The organism is Haloactinopolyspora alba (assembly GCF_003014555.1).
Classification (GTDB): Bacteria; Actinomycetota; Actinomycetes; order Jiangellales; family Jiangellaceae; genus Haloactinopolyspora; species Haloactinopolyspora alba.
In genome coordinates, this window is record NZ_PYGE01000020.1 from 62,472 (window position 1) to 77,765 (window position 15,294).

The window sequence follows — 15,294 nt, forward strand, 5'->3', positions numbered from 1 at the left end:
CTCATCGCTCGCCCGCCAGGTCCCGGGCCAGCAGGCCGGCGCCGACGCACCCGGCGCCGTCGCCGAGCTGCGCCGGGACGAGCCTGGGCACCCGGTGGAAGGTCAGCCGTGACCGCAGCCGCCGTTCCAGCGGTTCGATCACCAGCTCACCCGACTCACCCAGCCCGCCGCCGATGGCGATCACCTCCGGCGCGACCAGTCCCACCAGGCTCGCCAGCCCACGGGCCAGCGCGTCCAGCGCCTCGTCCCACACCTCGACGGCGACCGCGTCCCCCAGCCGAACGCGGTCGGCGACGTCGCGACTGCCTGACACGCCGGCGCCGGTGCGCTGCGCATACCGCCGTGTGACCGCCGCGGCCGACGCGATCGCCTCCAGGCACCCCTGGCCGCCGCACGCGCACGGCAGGTCGTGCCCGACGTCGATGTGCCCGACCTCGCCCGCGTAGCCGTCGCCGCGGCACAACACGCCGTCGACGACGAGCGCCGCCGCGATCCCCGTGCCGACCGGAACGAACGCGGCGTTCGCGACGCCACGGCAGGCGCCCACCCGCTGCTCGGCCAGGCCGCCGGCGCGGACGTCGTGCCCGACAGCCACCGGGCAGCCGAGCCGCTCGGCCAGCACGGCGCCGACGGGGACGTCGTGCCACGCCAGGTTCTCCGACATCACGGCCACCCCGGCGTTCTCGTCCACCACTCCGGGCACCACGACGCCGACCGCCGCCGGCGGATGCGGCCCGCGCAGCTTCTCGACCACGCCCACGACGGCGTCCAGGACGGCCGCGCCGTCGGCGCCGGTAGGCGGCGTCTCGGCACGGTGCTCACGGCTCAGCCGGCCGGCACGGTCGACGACACCACTCTTGATGGACGTGCCGCCGACGTCGACGGCGATCACCTCGGACATGGTCAGGCTCCCGGCAGGACGACGGACCGGGTCAGGTTACGCGGCCGGTCCGCGTTCATCCCCCGGTCGTCGGCCAGCACGGCCGCCAGCCGCTGCGCCACGATCAGGTGCGCCATCGGATCGAGGTCGCTGGTGACGAAGTCCGCTCCGGTCGCGGCGACGTCGTCGTCGAGACCGGAGGGCGGCGTTCCGAACGACCAGACCGTGCGGCCGGGCTCCGCGATCGCGATCGGCCCGTGCCGGTAGTCCATGGCCGGGTAGGCCTCGGCCCACATCTGCGCGGACTCGCGCAGCTTGAGGGCCGCCTCGTGCGCCAGGCCGACCGTCCAGCCGGTGCCGACGAAGCTGAACTGTCCGCTCTCGCGCAGCCCGTCCAGCGGCTCGGCCAGGGCCTTCTCGGCGTCGGCGATCGGCACGGACAGGTCCTGACCCAGGTGGGCACGCAGCAACGCCAGGGTGCTGGTGGCCGAGCGGGTCTGCACGACCGACTCCTCGTCGGCGAAGTCGAGCACGACGGAGTGCTCCGCGGCCTCGGTGACCGGCGAGGCGGGGACGGCGGTCAGCGCGACCGTGCGGGCGGCATCGACGCCGGCCAGCAACCGCAGCACCTCGGTGGTGGTACCGGAACGGGTGATGGCGACGACCGCGTCGTAGCGCCGGCCGTCGGGCATCTCCGACGCGGCGAACGCGTCGGTCTCGCCGAGACCCGCGCCCTCGCGCATCGCGGCGTAGGACATCGCCATGAACCAGGACGTCCCGCAGCCGACCACGGCCACGCGTTCACCCGGCTCCGGCAGCACGCTCCGCGCCGCCGGCAGCGCACCGGCCGCGCGTTCCCAGCATGCCGGCTGACCAGCGATCTCCGCCTTCGTGTGTGTGCTCATCGATGTCATCGTCTCCTCGTCGGGTGTCGCAGCGAGCGGTGTTGACGAACCACTGACCTACTGCACTATATCGCTCGATAGATGTCTGAATCGATCAGACTCGATCACCACCATGCGCACTTGGTCAAGATTGCGGTCGGGTCACGGCCTGTTGACACCGGCACGCCACTGGCGCAGCATTTGTCGCAACTGCGAGATGATTTGTGCGCGAAACTAGCTTGAAACGAGTACAAACAATCATCCACCTGGGATGACACCTGGAGGCGGACGTGAGAACACCGGTGCGGACGACTGCCGCGGCCGTGGCGATGGGGCTGACCCTCACCGCATGCGGCTTCAGCGGCGGTGACGAAGGGTCGAGCGGCGACGACGCGGGCGGCGGGACCACCATCGACCTGCTGGTGCCGCAGTACAGCGATCAGACCAAGGCGCTCTGGCAAGAGATCATCGCCGGGTTCGAGGAACAGAACTCCGGCATCTCGGTGAACCTCGAGGTCCAGTCCTGGGACAACATCAACGACGTCGTCCGGACCAAGGTCCAGGCCGGCGAGGCACCGGACATCCTGAACATCGACGCGTTCAGCGGGTTCGCCAAGGACGATCTGCTGTACCCCGCCGAGGAGGTCGTCTCGCCCGAGACGCTCGACGACTTCCAGCAGTCGTTCATCGACAACGCCACGCTGGACGGCACCGTCTACGGGCTGCCGTTGATCGCCTCCGCCCGGGCCCTGTTCTACAACAAGGACGTGCTGGCCCAGGCAGGCGTCAGCGAGCCGCCGTCCACCTGGGACCAGCTGCTGTCCACCGCCACCAAGATCAGCGAACTGGACGCCGACGTCTACGGCTACGGCATGCCGCTCGGCAGCGAGGAGGCCCAGGCCGAGACGTCGATCTTCACCTTCGGCGCCGGCGGCGCGTGGACCGACGGCGACTCGATCACCGTCGACACCCCGGAGAACCTGGAAGCCCTGAAGTTCATGAAGAGCATGATCGACGCGGGCGTCACCCAGCCGGACCCGGGTGCCACCGACCGCACCCCGATGCTCGACGTGTTCATCCAGGGCAAGATCGCCATGGCGGTCGGGCTCCCGCCGACCATCGGGCAGATCGAGGAGCGCAACCCGGACCTCAACTACGGCATCGCCCCGGTGCCGACCAAGGACGGCGAGCCGGTCACCCTCGGCGTCGCCGACCACCTGATGGCCTTCCGCAACGACGACGACAAGAAGGACGCCATCCGCGCGTTCCTGGACCACTTCTACAGCCAGGACGTGTACCTGTCGTTCGTGGACGCCGAGGGCTTCCTGCCCACCACCAAGTCGGGCGCCGACGGAACCGAGAACGCCGACCGGTTCTCCGAGTTCCTCGAGGTGCTGCCGAACGCCAGGTTCTACCCGAGCACGAACGAGGCGTGGGCGGCGACGCAGGGTGCCCTGCAGACGCTGGTCGGCCAGATCCAGTCGAAGGACGCCGCCGCGGTGCTGAAGCAGATCCAGGACAAGGCCGACGCGGCCTGACGCCGGACCCCGGTCGAGAGAAGGGCGGGAATGACTGCTCCCCCGGCGGCGACGCCGCCAGCCACCCCGGAGAGCGCCGTGACGGGCACGCGGCGCCCCCGGGGCCGACCCGGCCGATGGTCGGCCCTGGGCCGGGCGCTGCCATGGCTCACCCCGGCGCTGCTGCTCATCGCCGGCGTCGTGCTGTTCCCCGCCGGCTACATGGCGTGGACCTCCGTCCGCGACCTGAGCCAGTTCGGCATGGACAACGGACCGGCCGGCCTGGACAACTACGCCCGGCTGCTGGAGTTCGGCGCACTGCCCAGGGTGCTGCTGAACACCGTCGTCTGGGTCTTCGGCGTGGTCGTCACGACCGTGCTGATCTCACTGGGCCTCGCGCAGTTCCTGGACAAGGCCTTCCCCGGACGGCGCATCGTCCGCCTCGCCGTGATCATCCCGTGGGCGGCCAGCGTGGTCATGACCACGACGGTGTTCTACTACGGCATGGACCCGTTCTACGGGGTCATCAACACCTTCCTCGTCGACGTCGGGCTGCTCGACCAGCCGTACGGCTTCACCCGCAACGCCCTGCCCGCGTTCCTGACGGCCATGGGCATCGCGGTGTTCGTGTCGCTGCCGTTCACCACGTACACGCTGCTCGCGGGGCTGCAGACGATCACGCTCGACGTCCGCGAGGCCGCGCAGATGGACGGAGCCGGACCGTGGGCGGCCTACCGGCAGATCATCCTGCCGCTGCTGCGCCCGGCGCTGGCCGTGGCCACCATCATCAACATCATCAACGTGTTCAACTCGCTGCCGATCCTGCAGGTGATGACCGGGTCCATCCCCGGATACTCCGCCGACACGACCACCACCCTGATCTTCAAGTTCATCCGGGCCGACCGGCAGATCGACACCGCCAGTGCACTGAGCGTGCTGAACTTCGTGATCGTCCTCGGCGTGATCCTCGTCTACCTGAAGGTCGTCAAGCCGATGAGGGAGGACTAGAGCCGTGGCCGTCACCGCGCCGTCCCCGGTCTCCGAGCAGACCGGCTCCACCACCGGCCGGCCACGCCGTCCCCGACGCGGGCGCGGTTCCCGGCGCCGCCGCGGGCTGCTGGCCGCGGCAGGGGCGGTCGTCGCCCTGGTCTTCGTCGCGCCGTACCTGATCATGCTGGTGGGGTCGTTCAAGACCCGCTCGGAGATTCTCCGGGTCCCGCCGACCTACCTGCCGGAGACGTGGCACCCGTCGAACTACGTCGACATGTGGTCCACGCCCGAGACGCCGCTGCCGTACAACCTGGTCTCGACCATCGTGATCTCGGTGTGCGCGACGCTGCTGGTGCTGTGTGTCGCGGTGCCGGCGGCGTACTACACCGCCAGGTTCCGCTTCCCCGGACGGCTGCTGTTCCTGCTGCTCGTGCTGGTCACCCAGATGCTGCAACCGGCCGTGCTGGCGGCGGGGCTGTTCCGGGAGTTCGTCACGCTCGGCATTCACGACACCTGGCTGGCGATGATCCTGGTCAACGGCGCGTTCAACCTGTCGTTCGCGGTCTGGATCATGCACAGCTTCTTCGCCTCCGTGCCGAAGGAGCTGGACGAGGCGGCGATGATCGACGGCGCGTCCCGGCTGCAGATCCTGCGCCGGATCACCGCGCCGCTCGTCTGGCCGGGCGTGGTCACCGCGATCATCTTCACGTTCGTCAACTGCTGGAACGAGTTCGCCGCCAGCCTCGTCATCCTCACCACCGCCGAGAACCAGCCACTGTCGGTGGCGTTGACGAAGTTCGTGGGTCAGTACGAGTCCGCCTGGCAGTATGTGTTCGGGGTGTCGATCGTCGGTATCGTGCCCGTCGTCGTCTTGTTCGCACTGATCGAGAAGCGGCTCGTCGCCGGTCTCACCGCGGGAGCCGTGAAGTAAGGAGCCCGGACGTGACCGAGCAGCCGATGGAGGGCAGCGACGCCGCCGACGGCCACACGCCGGACCGGGCGCACCGCTGGCGGCAGATGCTCGACCTGCTGGCCGAGCGCGGGCGGCTCAGCGTCGGCGAGACCGCGAACGCGCTCGCCGTCTCCGAGGCGACGGTGCGTCGCGACTTCACCGAGCTGGCCCGGCAGCAGCTGGTCACGCGCACGCACGGCGGCGTGCTGGCCACGTCGGTCGCCTACGACCTCCCGGCGCGGTACCGCTCGTCGTCCGAGCACGACCCGAAGGAGCGCATCGCGGCCGCGGCCGCCGACATGGTCGAGCCGGGCATGGTCGTCGGGTTCAACGGCGGCACGACGACGTCGGCCACGGCCCGGCGGCTGGCCTCGCGCATCGAGCACGGCCCGCAGTCCGGCGACCCGGCGCTGACCGTGGTCACCAACGCGCTCAACATCGCCACCGAGATGGTGCTGCGCCCGCACATCCGGACCGTCTCCCTCGGCGGCGTGGCCCGGCCGCAGTCGTACGAGATGACGGGGCCGCTGGCGACGCTGGTGCTCAACGAGCTCTGGCTCGACCTGCTCATCCTCGGTGTCGACGGGCTGTCGGCCGGCGGGGGCGCGTCCTGCCGGCACGTCGGCGAGGCGGGCATCAACGCCCTCATGGTCCAGCGCGCCGACCGGGTGGTCATCGTCGGCGGCGGAGAGAAGATCGGGCAGCGGGCGTTCGCGCGGATCTGCGACGTCGACAGGGTGACCGTCCTGGTGACGGATCCAGGCGCCCCGGACGACGACGTCACGGCGCTGGAGTCGGCCGGGGTGGACGTCCGCGTCGTCTGATGTCACCTGATCACGCGTTCTTCACCTGATCACGCGTTCGTCACCTGATCACTGTCCGGCGAACGATCAGGTGACACAACAGCCGCGGACCGCGCTGTGGCGGGGCCGTCTCGTCACCTGATCGTCTCCATCATGTGGACGTCGGATGATCAGGTGCACGCTGGACGCCGAGCGCGGCTTTCACGTCACCTGATCATTCTTCGGTGTGTCGCTCCCGCCGCCGCATCCACCGCGCGGCGGTTCAGCAGACCGCGGAGATCTCCTGAGCGCCCTCGTCCTCGCTCGGCGTCTCCTCGCCTCCCGGCTCGCTGCCCGTGCCGGGGTCACCCGTGCCGGCCTCGTCGCCGGGGTCGCCGGAATCGCCGGTCGCGGGACCGTCGGGCTCGCCCCGCTCACCGTCGTCGGTACCGCCTTCGGGCGGGGCCGTCGTGGCGGGGTCCGTGGCGGACGGGTCCGGCTCCGACTCCGGCGGCTTCAGCGACTCGCGCACGAACTTCCGGATCAGCTCGTAGTCCGGGTCGTTGTAGTCCACGATCTCGTCGGTGAACGGCAGGCTCCGGATGCCCGCGTCCTGCACCTTCAGCGCCAGCTCGGCGAAGTCGTCGAGGCGCTGGCGGCCGATGTCGGTGGACATCGTCTGCTCCGCCGCCGACGCCAGCTGCTGGTAGCGCTGCAGCACGTTGAACGGATTGACCTGCTGGGCGATGGCGCCGATGACACAGCGCTGCCGGCGCATCCGCTCGTAGTCGTCGCTGATCGGCGGCGGCCCGCAACGGGCACGGGCGAACCACAGCGCGTGGTAACCGTCGAGGTGCTGGTTCTGGCCCTTCTCGATCCAGCCGCTCGGTTCGGTGCAGCCGCCCCACTGGCTCTTCTTGGTGCCGATCGGGATCCGGTACGGCACGTCCAGCCGGATGCCGCCCAGGGCGTCCACGATGGTCTGGAACCCCTCGAGGTTGACCATCACGTAGTACGAGATCTTCAGCCCCAGCGCCTCGCCGACGGCGAGCTTCAGCGCCTCGGCGCCCGGGTCCTTGACGCCCTCGAAGTAGTCCGGGAACTCGGCCGGCAGGTTGCGGTACATCGCGAACAACCAGTACGCCGACTCCGGCTCGCCGTGGTAGCCGTCCGGGTAGGCGTCACGCAGCGGCCCCTCGGGCAGCGGCACGTACTGCAGGTTCCGCGGCAACGAGAACAGCGCGGTTTCGCCGGTGTCGGTGTCGATGCTGGCCACCATGACCGTGTCGGTGCGCGTGCCGTCGCGGTTCTCGCCGCTGTCGGCGCCGAGGATCAGCACGTTGACGCGGGGCTGACCGGCCCAGGGGTCCTGCTCGGTGGCGTCCTTCGGGATGGTCAGGCTGTGCTGCTTCTCCTCGTCGGCGAAGACCGACTCGATGGTGTCGCGTTGTTTGAAGGCGTACCGGCTGCCGATACCCAACGGCGCCACCACCAGGGACGCCGCGACCACCACCACGAGCGCGCCGCCCAGCCGTTGGACGACGTTCAACCCCGGCGGCTGCAGCAGGTACAGGCTGACGACCGCGCACAGCAGCCACGCCGCGGCGACGCCCAGTAGCCCCACGCCGACCATCTCGATGCGTTCCGGGTCGGTGCCCAGCCGCAGCAGTCCGGTACCACCGGCTCGCACCGAGTACACGGCCGCGGCGGCACCGGTGAGGACGAACGCGGCGAACACGATCCAGCCGGTCCACCGGCGTCCCGCGGCGACCAGGCCGATGCCCGGGATCAGCGCGCCCAGACCCGCCCGGCCGAGGAAGCCCGAGTAATGTCCGCTGGTGTCCTCACCGCTCATGAAAATGATGCCGCGCGCCGTGCCCGATCGCTCCGCGCGGTCGTGCCTCCTTCGTCAGGTGGGGCCTCGTGCGGACGGTTGTCGCTCATTGTGCCGTACGGCCTCCGCCGGACCGCCGACCCCACGCCGCGGCGCGGCGCCGACGAACCGTGCCAAAACGGTCAGAGCTTGCGGATCATGATCACGGAGTCGCGGTCGTCACCGGGCGCTACTCTGATCATGCCAGGAACCCGCCCCGTCTCGACATAGCCGCACGACTCGTAAAAGCGCCCGAGCCCGGTTCCGTCACGATACGTCAGGTGCAGGAACTCCAGTCCGTCCGCGCGGGCCAGCTCCGCGAGACCGTCCAACAGCCGCCGGCCACGGCCGCCTCCCTGCCACTTCGGATGCACCTGTAACCGCAGCACGGTCGCCCAGTGCCGGAACAACGGCTTGGCGGAGCCCACCAGGAAACCGAAGCCGGCAGGGGTGCCGTCGACGCGCAGCACACCGAGGGTCGTGGTGCCTGCCGTCATCCCCGCGAGCTCGCCGTCCAGTGTCGGACGGACGTCGTCGGCGTCCACCGGCCCGACGAACCCGACCGAGCCGCCGTCGTTCGTCACGTCCACCCAGCAGTTCAGCATCCAGTCACGCAGTTCCGGCTCGACGTGCGCGACGCGTTCGACGGTCTCCTCCATGCCCTCGACCGTACGCAGCGACCCACCCGCGACGTGCCGGGAGGGTGCGGTCCGGGCCACCCGCGCTGCCCGCGCACTTTTGGCCCGCCCGCGTCCGGCGAGGACAATGGCGTAGGTGACCGACGGACCATTGATCGTCCAGAGCGACAAGACCCTCCTGCTGGAGGTCGACCACGAGGACGCCACCGAGTGCCGGCGCGCCATAGCGCCGTTCGCCGAACTCGAACGCGCTCCCGAACACATCCACACCTACCGCCTCACCCCGCTGGGGCTGTGGAACGCGCGTGCCGCCGGGCACGACGCCGAGCAGGTCGTCGATGCGCTGCTCGAGCACTCCCGCTACCCGGTGCCGCACGCGCTGCTCGTCGACGTCGCCGAGACGATGGCCCGCTACGGTCGGCTGCGCCTGGACGCGCACCCGACACACGGGCTGACCCTGCACTCCACCGACCGGGCCGTTCTCGAAGAGGTCCTGCGCTCCAAGCGGGTCAAGCCGCTGATCGGCGTCCGCGTCGACGACGACACCGTCGCGGTCCACCCGTCCGAACGCGGCAACCTCAAGCAGGCGCTGGTCAAGGTCGGCTGGCCGGCCGAGGACAGGGCCGGGTACGTCGACGGCGAGGCGCACCCCATCTCGCTCGACGAGGAGGGCTGGACGCTGCGCCCGTACCAGAAGGAGGCCGCCGAGGGGTTCTGGCACGGCGGCTCCGGTGTCGTGGTGCTGCCGTGCGGCGCGGGCAAGACGCTGGTCGGCGCGGCGGCCATGGCCCGTGCGCAGGCGACCACGCTGATCCTGGTCACCAACACCGTCGCCGCCCGGCAATGGCGCGACGAGCTGATCCGCCGTACGTCGCTCACCGAGGACGAGATCGGCGAGTACTCCGGCTCGAAGAAGGAGATCCGCCCGGTCACCGTCGCCACGTACCAGGTCATGACCTCGCGCCGGAAAGGCGCCTACACCCACCTCGACCTGCTCAACGCCCGCGACTGGGGGCTGATCGTCTACGACGAGGTCCACCTGCTGCCGGCGCCGATCTTCCGGATGACCGCCGATCTCCAGGCACGCCGCCGCCTCGGGCTGACGGCCACCCTGGTGCGCGAGGACGGACGCGAGGAGGACGTCTTCACCCTGATCGGCCCCAAGCGGTACGACGCGCCGTGGAAGGAGATCGAGAACCAGGGCTACATCGCCCCGGCCGACTGCGTCGAGGTCCGGGTCACGCTCCCGGAGAGCGAGCGGCTGGCCTACGCGACCGCCGAGGCCGACGAGCGCTACCGGCTGGCCTCGTGCACCGACAGCAAGCACCGCGTCGTCGAACACCTGGTGCAGCGGCACGCGGGCGAACCGACGGTGGTCATCGGGCAGTACATCGACCAGCTCGACGAGCTCGGCGAACGGCTCGACGCCCCGGTGATCAAGGGCGAGATGACCGTGCGGCAACGTCAGCTGCTCTTCGACGACTTCCGGGCCGGCAAGATCACCACCCTGGTGGTCAGCAAGGTGGCGAACTTCTCGATCGACCTGCCCGAGGCGGCGGTGGCCATTCAGGTCTCCGGAACGTTCGGCTCTCGGCAGGAGGAGGCGCAACGGCTGGGCCGGATCCTGCGGCCGAAGACCGACCACCGCACCGCGCGCTTCTACTCCGTCGTCGTCCGCGACACCGTCGACCAGGAGTACGCCCAGCACCGTCAGCGCTTCCTCGCCGAGCAGGGCTACGCCTACCGCATCACCGACGCCGAGGACGTGCTGCGCAGCGACGACCCGACCTGATGGCAGCTGACCTCCGGCGTGGACGGCAGATGAGCCCGGCGGTCGGCTGAAGCGTGATGGGGGCGCGGTTACTGGGGCTATAGCACCACCAACCGCGCCCCCATCACGCGAAACCCCGCCAGGCGAATCAGCATGTGATCGTCGCCTCGGCCTTGGCCACCAGGTCGACCACGATCCATCTGTCGTCGTCGCGCTTGAAGTCGAACACCCGCGCCTGCGGGTCACTCTCCTGATCCGCGAGTTCGCCCTTGTAGTAGACGTTCCAGGTGTGTTCGTCCACACAACTCTCGACGCGTGCCGTCTCGCCGTCGACGGTGACCTGGGGCGTGCCGATCTGCGGCGCACCGTCGCGAGTGATGTGATCCTCGCGCATGCTCCGGATCTCGGCGACCTGCTCCTGGACGATCAACTCGTTGGCGACGGTCTTCAGGTGTTCGTAGGAGTCCTCGCCCGAGTTCTCCGCGGCGACGACGACGTCCCAGTACCGCTGGTAGGCGGCCTCGACCTCGGCGACCGCCGCAGCCTCCGGATCCTCCGCCGGGGTGGACCCACCCGTAGCGGTGGGAGCGCCGGACTTAGCGGTCGTCGACGCGTCGCTCGGCTCACCATCACCACATCCCGCCAGAGCAAGTGCCGCAGCCGCTGCCATCGCAACGGGGAGAGCGGATCGGGACGTCATCGTCGGCGACGATATCGACCGGCGCAGACACGCGCGACGCGAGGCCACGTCCGGCGGCCGCCGAGTGGGACCCGGCTCGGGTGTCCGCGGACGGTGTCGGCCGCCGCGGCGAACCTTGCGTGGTCGGGCACCTGGATGTGCTCCTGAGCGCCGGACAGGGACGACGCACTCCAGCGGCGCGGCGCCCCTGGACCGGGCGCGCCACGACCGCTATAGTCTTGTGCTCTTCGCGACCGGACCGGTGACTCTCCGGGCCGTCGGATTAGTTCACAACTTTCCGCCGAGCCCTGAGGAGGCCCACCTGTGTCCGCCCGCACGCCCTCGCCCGACGCCACGCTGCAGGCCGAGCGCGACCATCTCCACCGTTCCCGCGCGGATCTTCGTGCGATGCGCGAGCACACGTTGTCGCTGACCGCCCAGAGCGGCGACCACGTCTCCACCGAGTACCTCAAGGCCGCGCTGTACCGGCGCGCGAAAGCACTGGAGGACGATCCGTCCATCCCGTTGTTCTTCGGCCGCATCGACCGCGTGACCGGCGACGACGCGGGTGTCGACGTGGGTGCCGACACGGGTCACGACGACTCCCGGGAGACCTTCCACATCGGGCGCCGGCACGTCATGGACGCGGACGGCGATCCGATGGTCGTCGACTGGCGCGCCGACGTGTCGCGGGCGTTCTACCGCGCCACCCGCCAGGACCCGCACGGCGTCGTCCTGCGCCGGCGTTACGGCTTCGCCGAAGGCGAGCTGACGTCGTACGAGGACGAGCATCTGCTCGACCGGACCGAGTCCGACGTCACCAGCCGGATCCTGACCGAGGAGATCGAGCGCCCGCGCGTCGGCCCGATGCGCGACATCGTCGCGACCATCCAGCCGGAGCAGGACGAGGTCGTCCGCGCCGGACTGGACACGACGGTGTGTGTCCAGGGCGCTCCCGGCACCGGGAAGACCGCGGTCGGCCTGCACCGGGCGGCGTACTTGCTGCACACCTACCGTGAACGGCTGGCCCGCACGGGCGTGCTGGTCATCGGGCCGAACCAGGCGTTCCTGCACTACATCGAGCAGGTACTGCCCACGCTCGGCGAGGTGGACGTTCGCCAGGTCACCGTCGCCGAGCTGGTCGAGAGAGTCCCGGTGCGGACCGGCGACCCGCCGGACGTCGCCACGCTCAAGGGCGACGCACGCATGGCGCAGGTCCTGACCCGTGCGGTGTGGTCGCATCTCGCCGAGCCCGACGAGACGCTCTACGTGCCACGAGGCTCGCGCCGCTGGCGCGTCCCGGTGCACGAGGTCGCCGAGTCGGTGGCCACGCTGCGCGCCCGCGGCGACGGGTATGCGACCGGGCGCGCGCTGCTGGGCCAACGGCTCGCCCATCGCGTGCTGCTGCGGATGGAGGCCGCCGGGGAGGTCACCGACGACCGGATCCAGAACACGATCGCCCGGTCCCGCCCGGTCAAGAGTTACGTCGACACCGTCTGGCCGGCCGTCGACCCGGTACGGGTGGTGCTGAGGCTGCTCGGCGATCCCGAGTTCCTGGCATCCGCCGCCGACGGCGTACTCACGCCCGCCGAACAGGCCATGCTGCTGTGGAAACGCCCGGCCCGTGGCCCGAAGTCCGCGCGTTGGACACACGCCGACACGGTCCTGATCGACGAGGCGGCCGCCATCGTGGAGCGCTCGAGCGGCGTCGGGCACGTGGTGCTGGACGAGGCGCAGGACCTGTCGCCGATGGAGCTACGCGCGGTCGCGCGACGCGCCGGTGCGGGCTCGCTCACCATCCTCGGCGACATCGCCCAGGGCACGACGCCGTGGGCGACGCCGTCGTGGCCGGAGGCGCTGCTGCACCTGGACCGCGCCGAGGCGCACCTCGAGGTGCTGCGCAACGGTTACCGGGTGCCGGCGGCCGTCGTGGACTTCGCCGCCCGACTGCTTCCCACCATCGCGCCGGACATCGAGCCGCCGGAGGCAGTGCGGTCCAACCCCGGCACCCTCGACGTCGTCGAGGCGGACGGCGACCTGCTGGGTGCGGCCGCCAAGCACACCGCCGAGGCGGTCGGCCGGGACGGATCGGTCGGCGTCGTCGTGGCGGACGCCGACGCCGACACGGTTGCCGCGGGCCTGGCCGGCGCCGGCCTGGAGCCGGGCCGGCTCGGTGACGACGCACCGCTGACCATCGTTCCGGCGAGCATGGTGAAGGGGCTGGAGTACGACCACGTGGTGGTGGTCGACCCCGCCCGCATCGTCGCCGCCGAGACGAGCGGGCTGCGTCGTCTCTACGTGGTGCTGACCCGTGCGGTGTCCTCGCTCGTGATCGTCCACGCGGAGCCGCTGCCGTCGGAACTCGACGGCGTCGCGGCGCCGCGTTGAAGCGCCGCGGCCAGCCGGCGCCGGAACGTCGTCGCCAGCACCACCGCCAGCACCGCGGCCGCCACCGTCACCGCGAAGGCGGGGCGGTACCCACCGACGACGTCGGCGATACGGCCGGCCACCGCGGACCCCACGGCGTATCCGACCCCTGTCGCCCCGGCCAGGATCGTCAGGGCGGCGCCCACCCGCGTCTGCGGAACGATCTTCTCGGCCAGGACGAACACGCTGATCATGTACGGCGCGACCGCGAACCCGAGCGCGAGCACCACCGGAACGAGCCCGCCCAGCGAGCCGACCAGCAGCAGCGGCGCGGACAGCACCAGCAACGCTCCGGCGAACACGAGGATCCGGCGTTCGTAGCCGAACCGCTCGGGCAGCCCGGCGACCGCCAGCCCCGCCAGCACGCTGCCGACCGCGAGCAGCGCGTGCACGAGTCCGGCGAGCCCTGGCTGCCCGTCCGCGGTGGCCAGCACGGTCGTCCCCGTCTGCGTGGCACCGAACACGATGCCGATGAGCAGCTGGGCAACCGCCAGGACCACGAACTCGGCGGACACGAACGGCCGCGGCGCGCCGTCGGTACGGGCGCGGTGGGTGTGCGCCAGCCGTGCCGTCGGGTGCAACGCGAACCACGAGCCGAACACCACCAGCAGCGCGGCGGCCACGAGCAGCGCACCGCCCGGGTCGACGACGACGGCGACCGCGCCGACCAGCGCCGGGCCGAGCATGAACGACGCCTCGTCGGCGGCGCCCTCGTACGAGAAGGCCGTGTCCACCAGGCGCCGCTGCCGCTCGCCCGTCTCTCGGGTGATCGGTCGCCAACGCGCCCTGGCCAACGGGCCGACCTGCGGGATCGACAGACCCGCGCAGATCGCGACCGAGACCAGCACCAGTGACGACGCGCCCGATTCCACGGCGGCGACCAGCGACGACAACGCGACCCCCGCGACCACGGACTGGACGAGCACGACGGGTCGCTGGCCGATCCGGTCGGCGATCGCCCCCGCGACCGGGGACCCCACCGCGTTCGCGACGGCCAAGGCGCCGGCCGTGAGTCCGCCGAGGCCGTACCGGCCGGTGGCCGTCGAGACGAGCAGTAGGGTGCCGAGCTGGCTCATGGCCAGCGGGAGCCGGCCGAGAAACGCGATCGCGACATAGCCTGCGCCGGCGAGGCGGAGCAACTGTCGGTACGACGTGATGGGGGACACAGGATCTCCGGGTTGTCACGGTTCGTGCGCGTCTCCCCACCACCAGACGCGCACCGGACCCTGTGCTTACCACCATGATACCGCGAAGATGTCGGCATGGACGAGCTCGAACGACGCTGGGCGGCACTCGCCGGCACGTCGCCGGAGGCGGCCCGGCTCGGCGCCGACCTGCTGCGCCGTTGGAACGAACCGCATCGGCACTACCACGACGCGACCCACCTCGCCGCCGTGCTCGACGCCGTCGACCAGCTGGGACGGCCCGTCCGGCCCTTCGACCCGGTGCGCCTCGCGGCGTGGTTCCACGACGCGGTCTACGACGGTGAGCCCGGCACGGACGAACGCGCCAGCGCCGACCTGGCCGGCGCGGAGCTTCCCGCGTTGGACGTGTCCGGCGACGTGGTGGAGGAGGTGCGCCGGCTGGTCCTGCTGACGGCGTCGCACGACCCGGAGCCCGGCGACGTCGACGGTGCCGTGCTCTGCGACGCCGACCTGGCGGTCCTGGGCGGCTCACCGGACCAGTACGCGGCGTATGCCGCCGCCGTGCGCCAGGACTACGCGCACGTGCCCGACGACGCGTTCGCGGCCGGACGCGCCGCTGTCCTGGAACGGCTGCTGGCGGCCGACCCGCTGTTCCACACCGACACCGGCCGGCGCCGCTGGCAGGACACCGCGCGGCACAACATGTCCACCGAGCTCACGTTGCTGCGGGCGGGACAGTGAACGCGGGGCCGCCAC

At 70.9% G+C, this 15,294-nt stretch carries 13 protein-coding genes; 7 read left to right on the forward strand and 6 right to left on the reverse strand.

The features are described 5' to 3' along the window. Position 1: 1 nt before the first annotated feature. The gene (locus tag CLV30_RS21235) at positions 2 to 901 is read right to left on the reverse strand and encodes an ROK family protein (protein WP_106539240.1); all 900 of its coding nucleotides are present in this window, start codon (positions 899 to 901) and stop codon (positions 2 to 4) included. Between the two features lie 2 nt (positions 902 to 903). After that, positions 904 to 1,785, reverse strand: a complete 882-nt coding sequence (locus CLV30_RS21240; protein ID WP_106539241.1) for an SIS domain-containing protein — start codon at positions 1,783 to 1,785, stop codon at positions 904 to 906. Positions 1,786 to 2,054: 269 nt separating this feature from the next. On the opposite strand from CLV30_RS21240, the gene CLV30_RS21245 reads away from it, so the two are divergent. The 4 genes from CLV30_RS21245 to CLV30_RS21260 all read left to right on the forward strand — a co-directional run bounded on the left by CLV30_RS21245 (position 2,055) and on the right by CLV30_RS21260 (position 6,047). Further along, entirely contained in the window at positions 2,055 to 3,302 is a 1,248-nt protein-coding gene (locus CLV30_RS21245) for an extracellular solute-binding protein (protein ID WP_205741101.1), read from the forward strand. A 30-nt stretch (positions 3,303 to 3,332) separates the two neighbouring features. After that, positions 3,333 to 4,289, forward strand: a complete 957-nt coding sequence (locus tag CLV30_RS21250) for a carbohydrate ABC transporter permease (RefSeq protein ID WP_106539243.1) — start codon at positions 3,333 to 3,335, stop codon at positions 4,287 to 4,289. Positions 4,290 to 4,452: 163 nt separating this feature from the next. Beyond that, positions 4,453 to 5,202: a carbohydrate ABC transporter permease gene (locus CLV30_RS21255; RefSeq protein ID WP_106539268.1), complete on the forward strand. Its 750-nt coding sequence runs from the start codon at positions 4,453 to 4,455 to the stop codon at positions 5,200 to 5,202. 11 nt (positions 5,203 to 5,213) lie between these two features. Next, complete coding sequence (locus tag CLV30_RS21260; RefSeq protein ID WP_211300094.1) at positions 5,214 to 6,047, forward strand: DeoR/GlpR family DNA-binding transcription regulator; 834 nt, start codon at positions 5,214 to 5,216, stop codon at positions 6,045 to 6,047. Between the two features lie 241 nt (positions 6,048 to 6,288). Here CLV30_RS21260 and CLV30_RS21265 read toward each other — a convergent pair whose 3' ends face one another. Together CLV30_RS21265 and CLV30_RS21270 are read right to left on the reverse strand one after the other, a co-directional pair. Continuing rightward, on the reverse strand, positions 6,289 to 7,860 hold the full coding sequence (locus tag CLV30_RS21265; protein WP_106539244.1) for an LCP family protein: 1,572 nt from the start codon (positions 7,858 to 7,860) through the stop codon (positions 6,289 to 6,291). 161 nt (positions 7,861 to 8,021) lie between these two features. Beyond that, positions 8,022 to 8,537, reverse strand: coding sequence for a GNAT family N-acetyltransferase (locus tag CLV30_RS21270; RefSeq protein ID WP_106539245.1), 516 nt, complete (start codon positions 8,535 to 8,537; stop codon positions 8,022 to 8,024). 115 nt (positions 8,538 to 8,652) lie between these two features. Between CLV30_RS21270 and CLV30_RS21275 the strand changes: the two genes are divergently transcribed. Further along, the gene (locus CLV30_RS21275; RefSeq protein ID WP_106539246.1) at positions 8,653 to 10,308 is read left to right on the forward strand and encodes a DNA repair helicase XPB; all 1,656 of its coding nucleotides are present in this window, start codon (positions 8,653 to 8,655) and stop codon (positions 10,306 to 10,308) included. A 127-nt stretch (positions 10,309 to 10,435) separates the two neighbouring features. Here the strand turns inward: CLV30_RS21275 and CLV30_RS21280 are convergent, their stop codons facing one another. Then, on the reverse strand, positions 10,436 to 10,987 hold the full coding sequence (locus CLV30_RS21280) for a hypothetical protein (RefSeq protein ID WP_106539247.1): 552 nt from the start codon (positions 10,985 to 10,987) through the stop codon (positions 10,436 to 10,438). A 303-nt stretch (positions 10,988 to 11,290) separates the two neighbouring features. Between CLV30_RS21280 and CLV30_RS21285 the strand changes: the two genes are divergently transcribed. After that, the gene (locus CLV30_RS21285; RefSeq protein ID WP_211300095.1) at positions 11,291 to 13,354 is read left to right on the forward strand and encodes a HelD family protein; all 2,064 of its coding nucleotides are present in this window, start codon (positions 11,291 to 11,293) and stop codon (positions 13,352 to 13,354) included. Here CLV30_RS21285 and CLV30_RS21290 read toward each other — a convergent pair. Then, positions 13,261 to 14,559, reverse strand: a complete 1,299-nt coding sequence (locus CLV30_RS21290; RefSeq protein ID WP_205741103.1) for an MFS transporter — start codon at positions 14,557 to 14,559, stop codon at positions 13,261 to 13,263. The two genes, CLV30_RS21285 and CLV30_RS21290, sit on opposite strands and share 94 nt — an antisense overlap. A gap of 96 nt (positions 14,560 to 14,655) precedes the next feature. On the opposite strand from CLV30_RS21290, the gene CLV30_RS21295 reads away from it, so the two are divergent. After that, positions 14,656 to 15,279, forward strand: a complete 624-nt coding sequence (locus CLV30_RS21295; RefSeq protein ID WP_106539248.1) for an HD domain-containing protein — start codon at positions 14,656 to 14,658, stop codon at positions 15,277 to 15,279. The last annotated feature ends 15 nt before the right edge of the window (positions 15,280 to 15,294 follow it).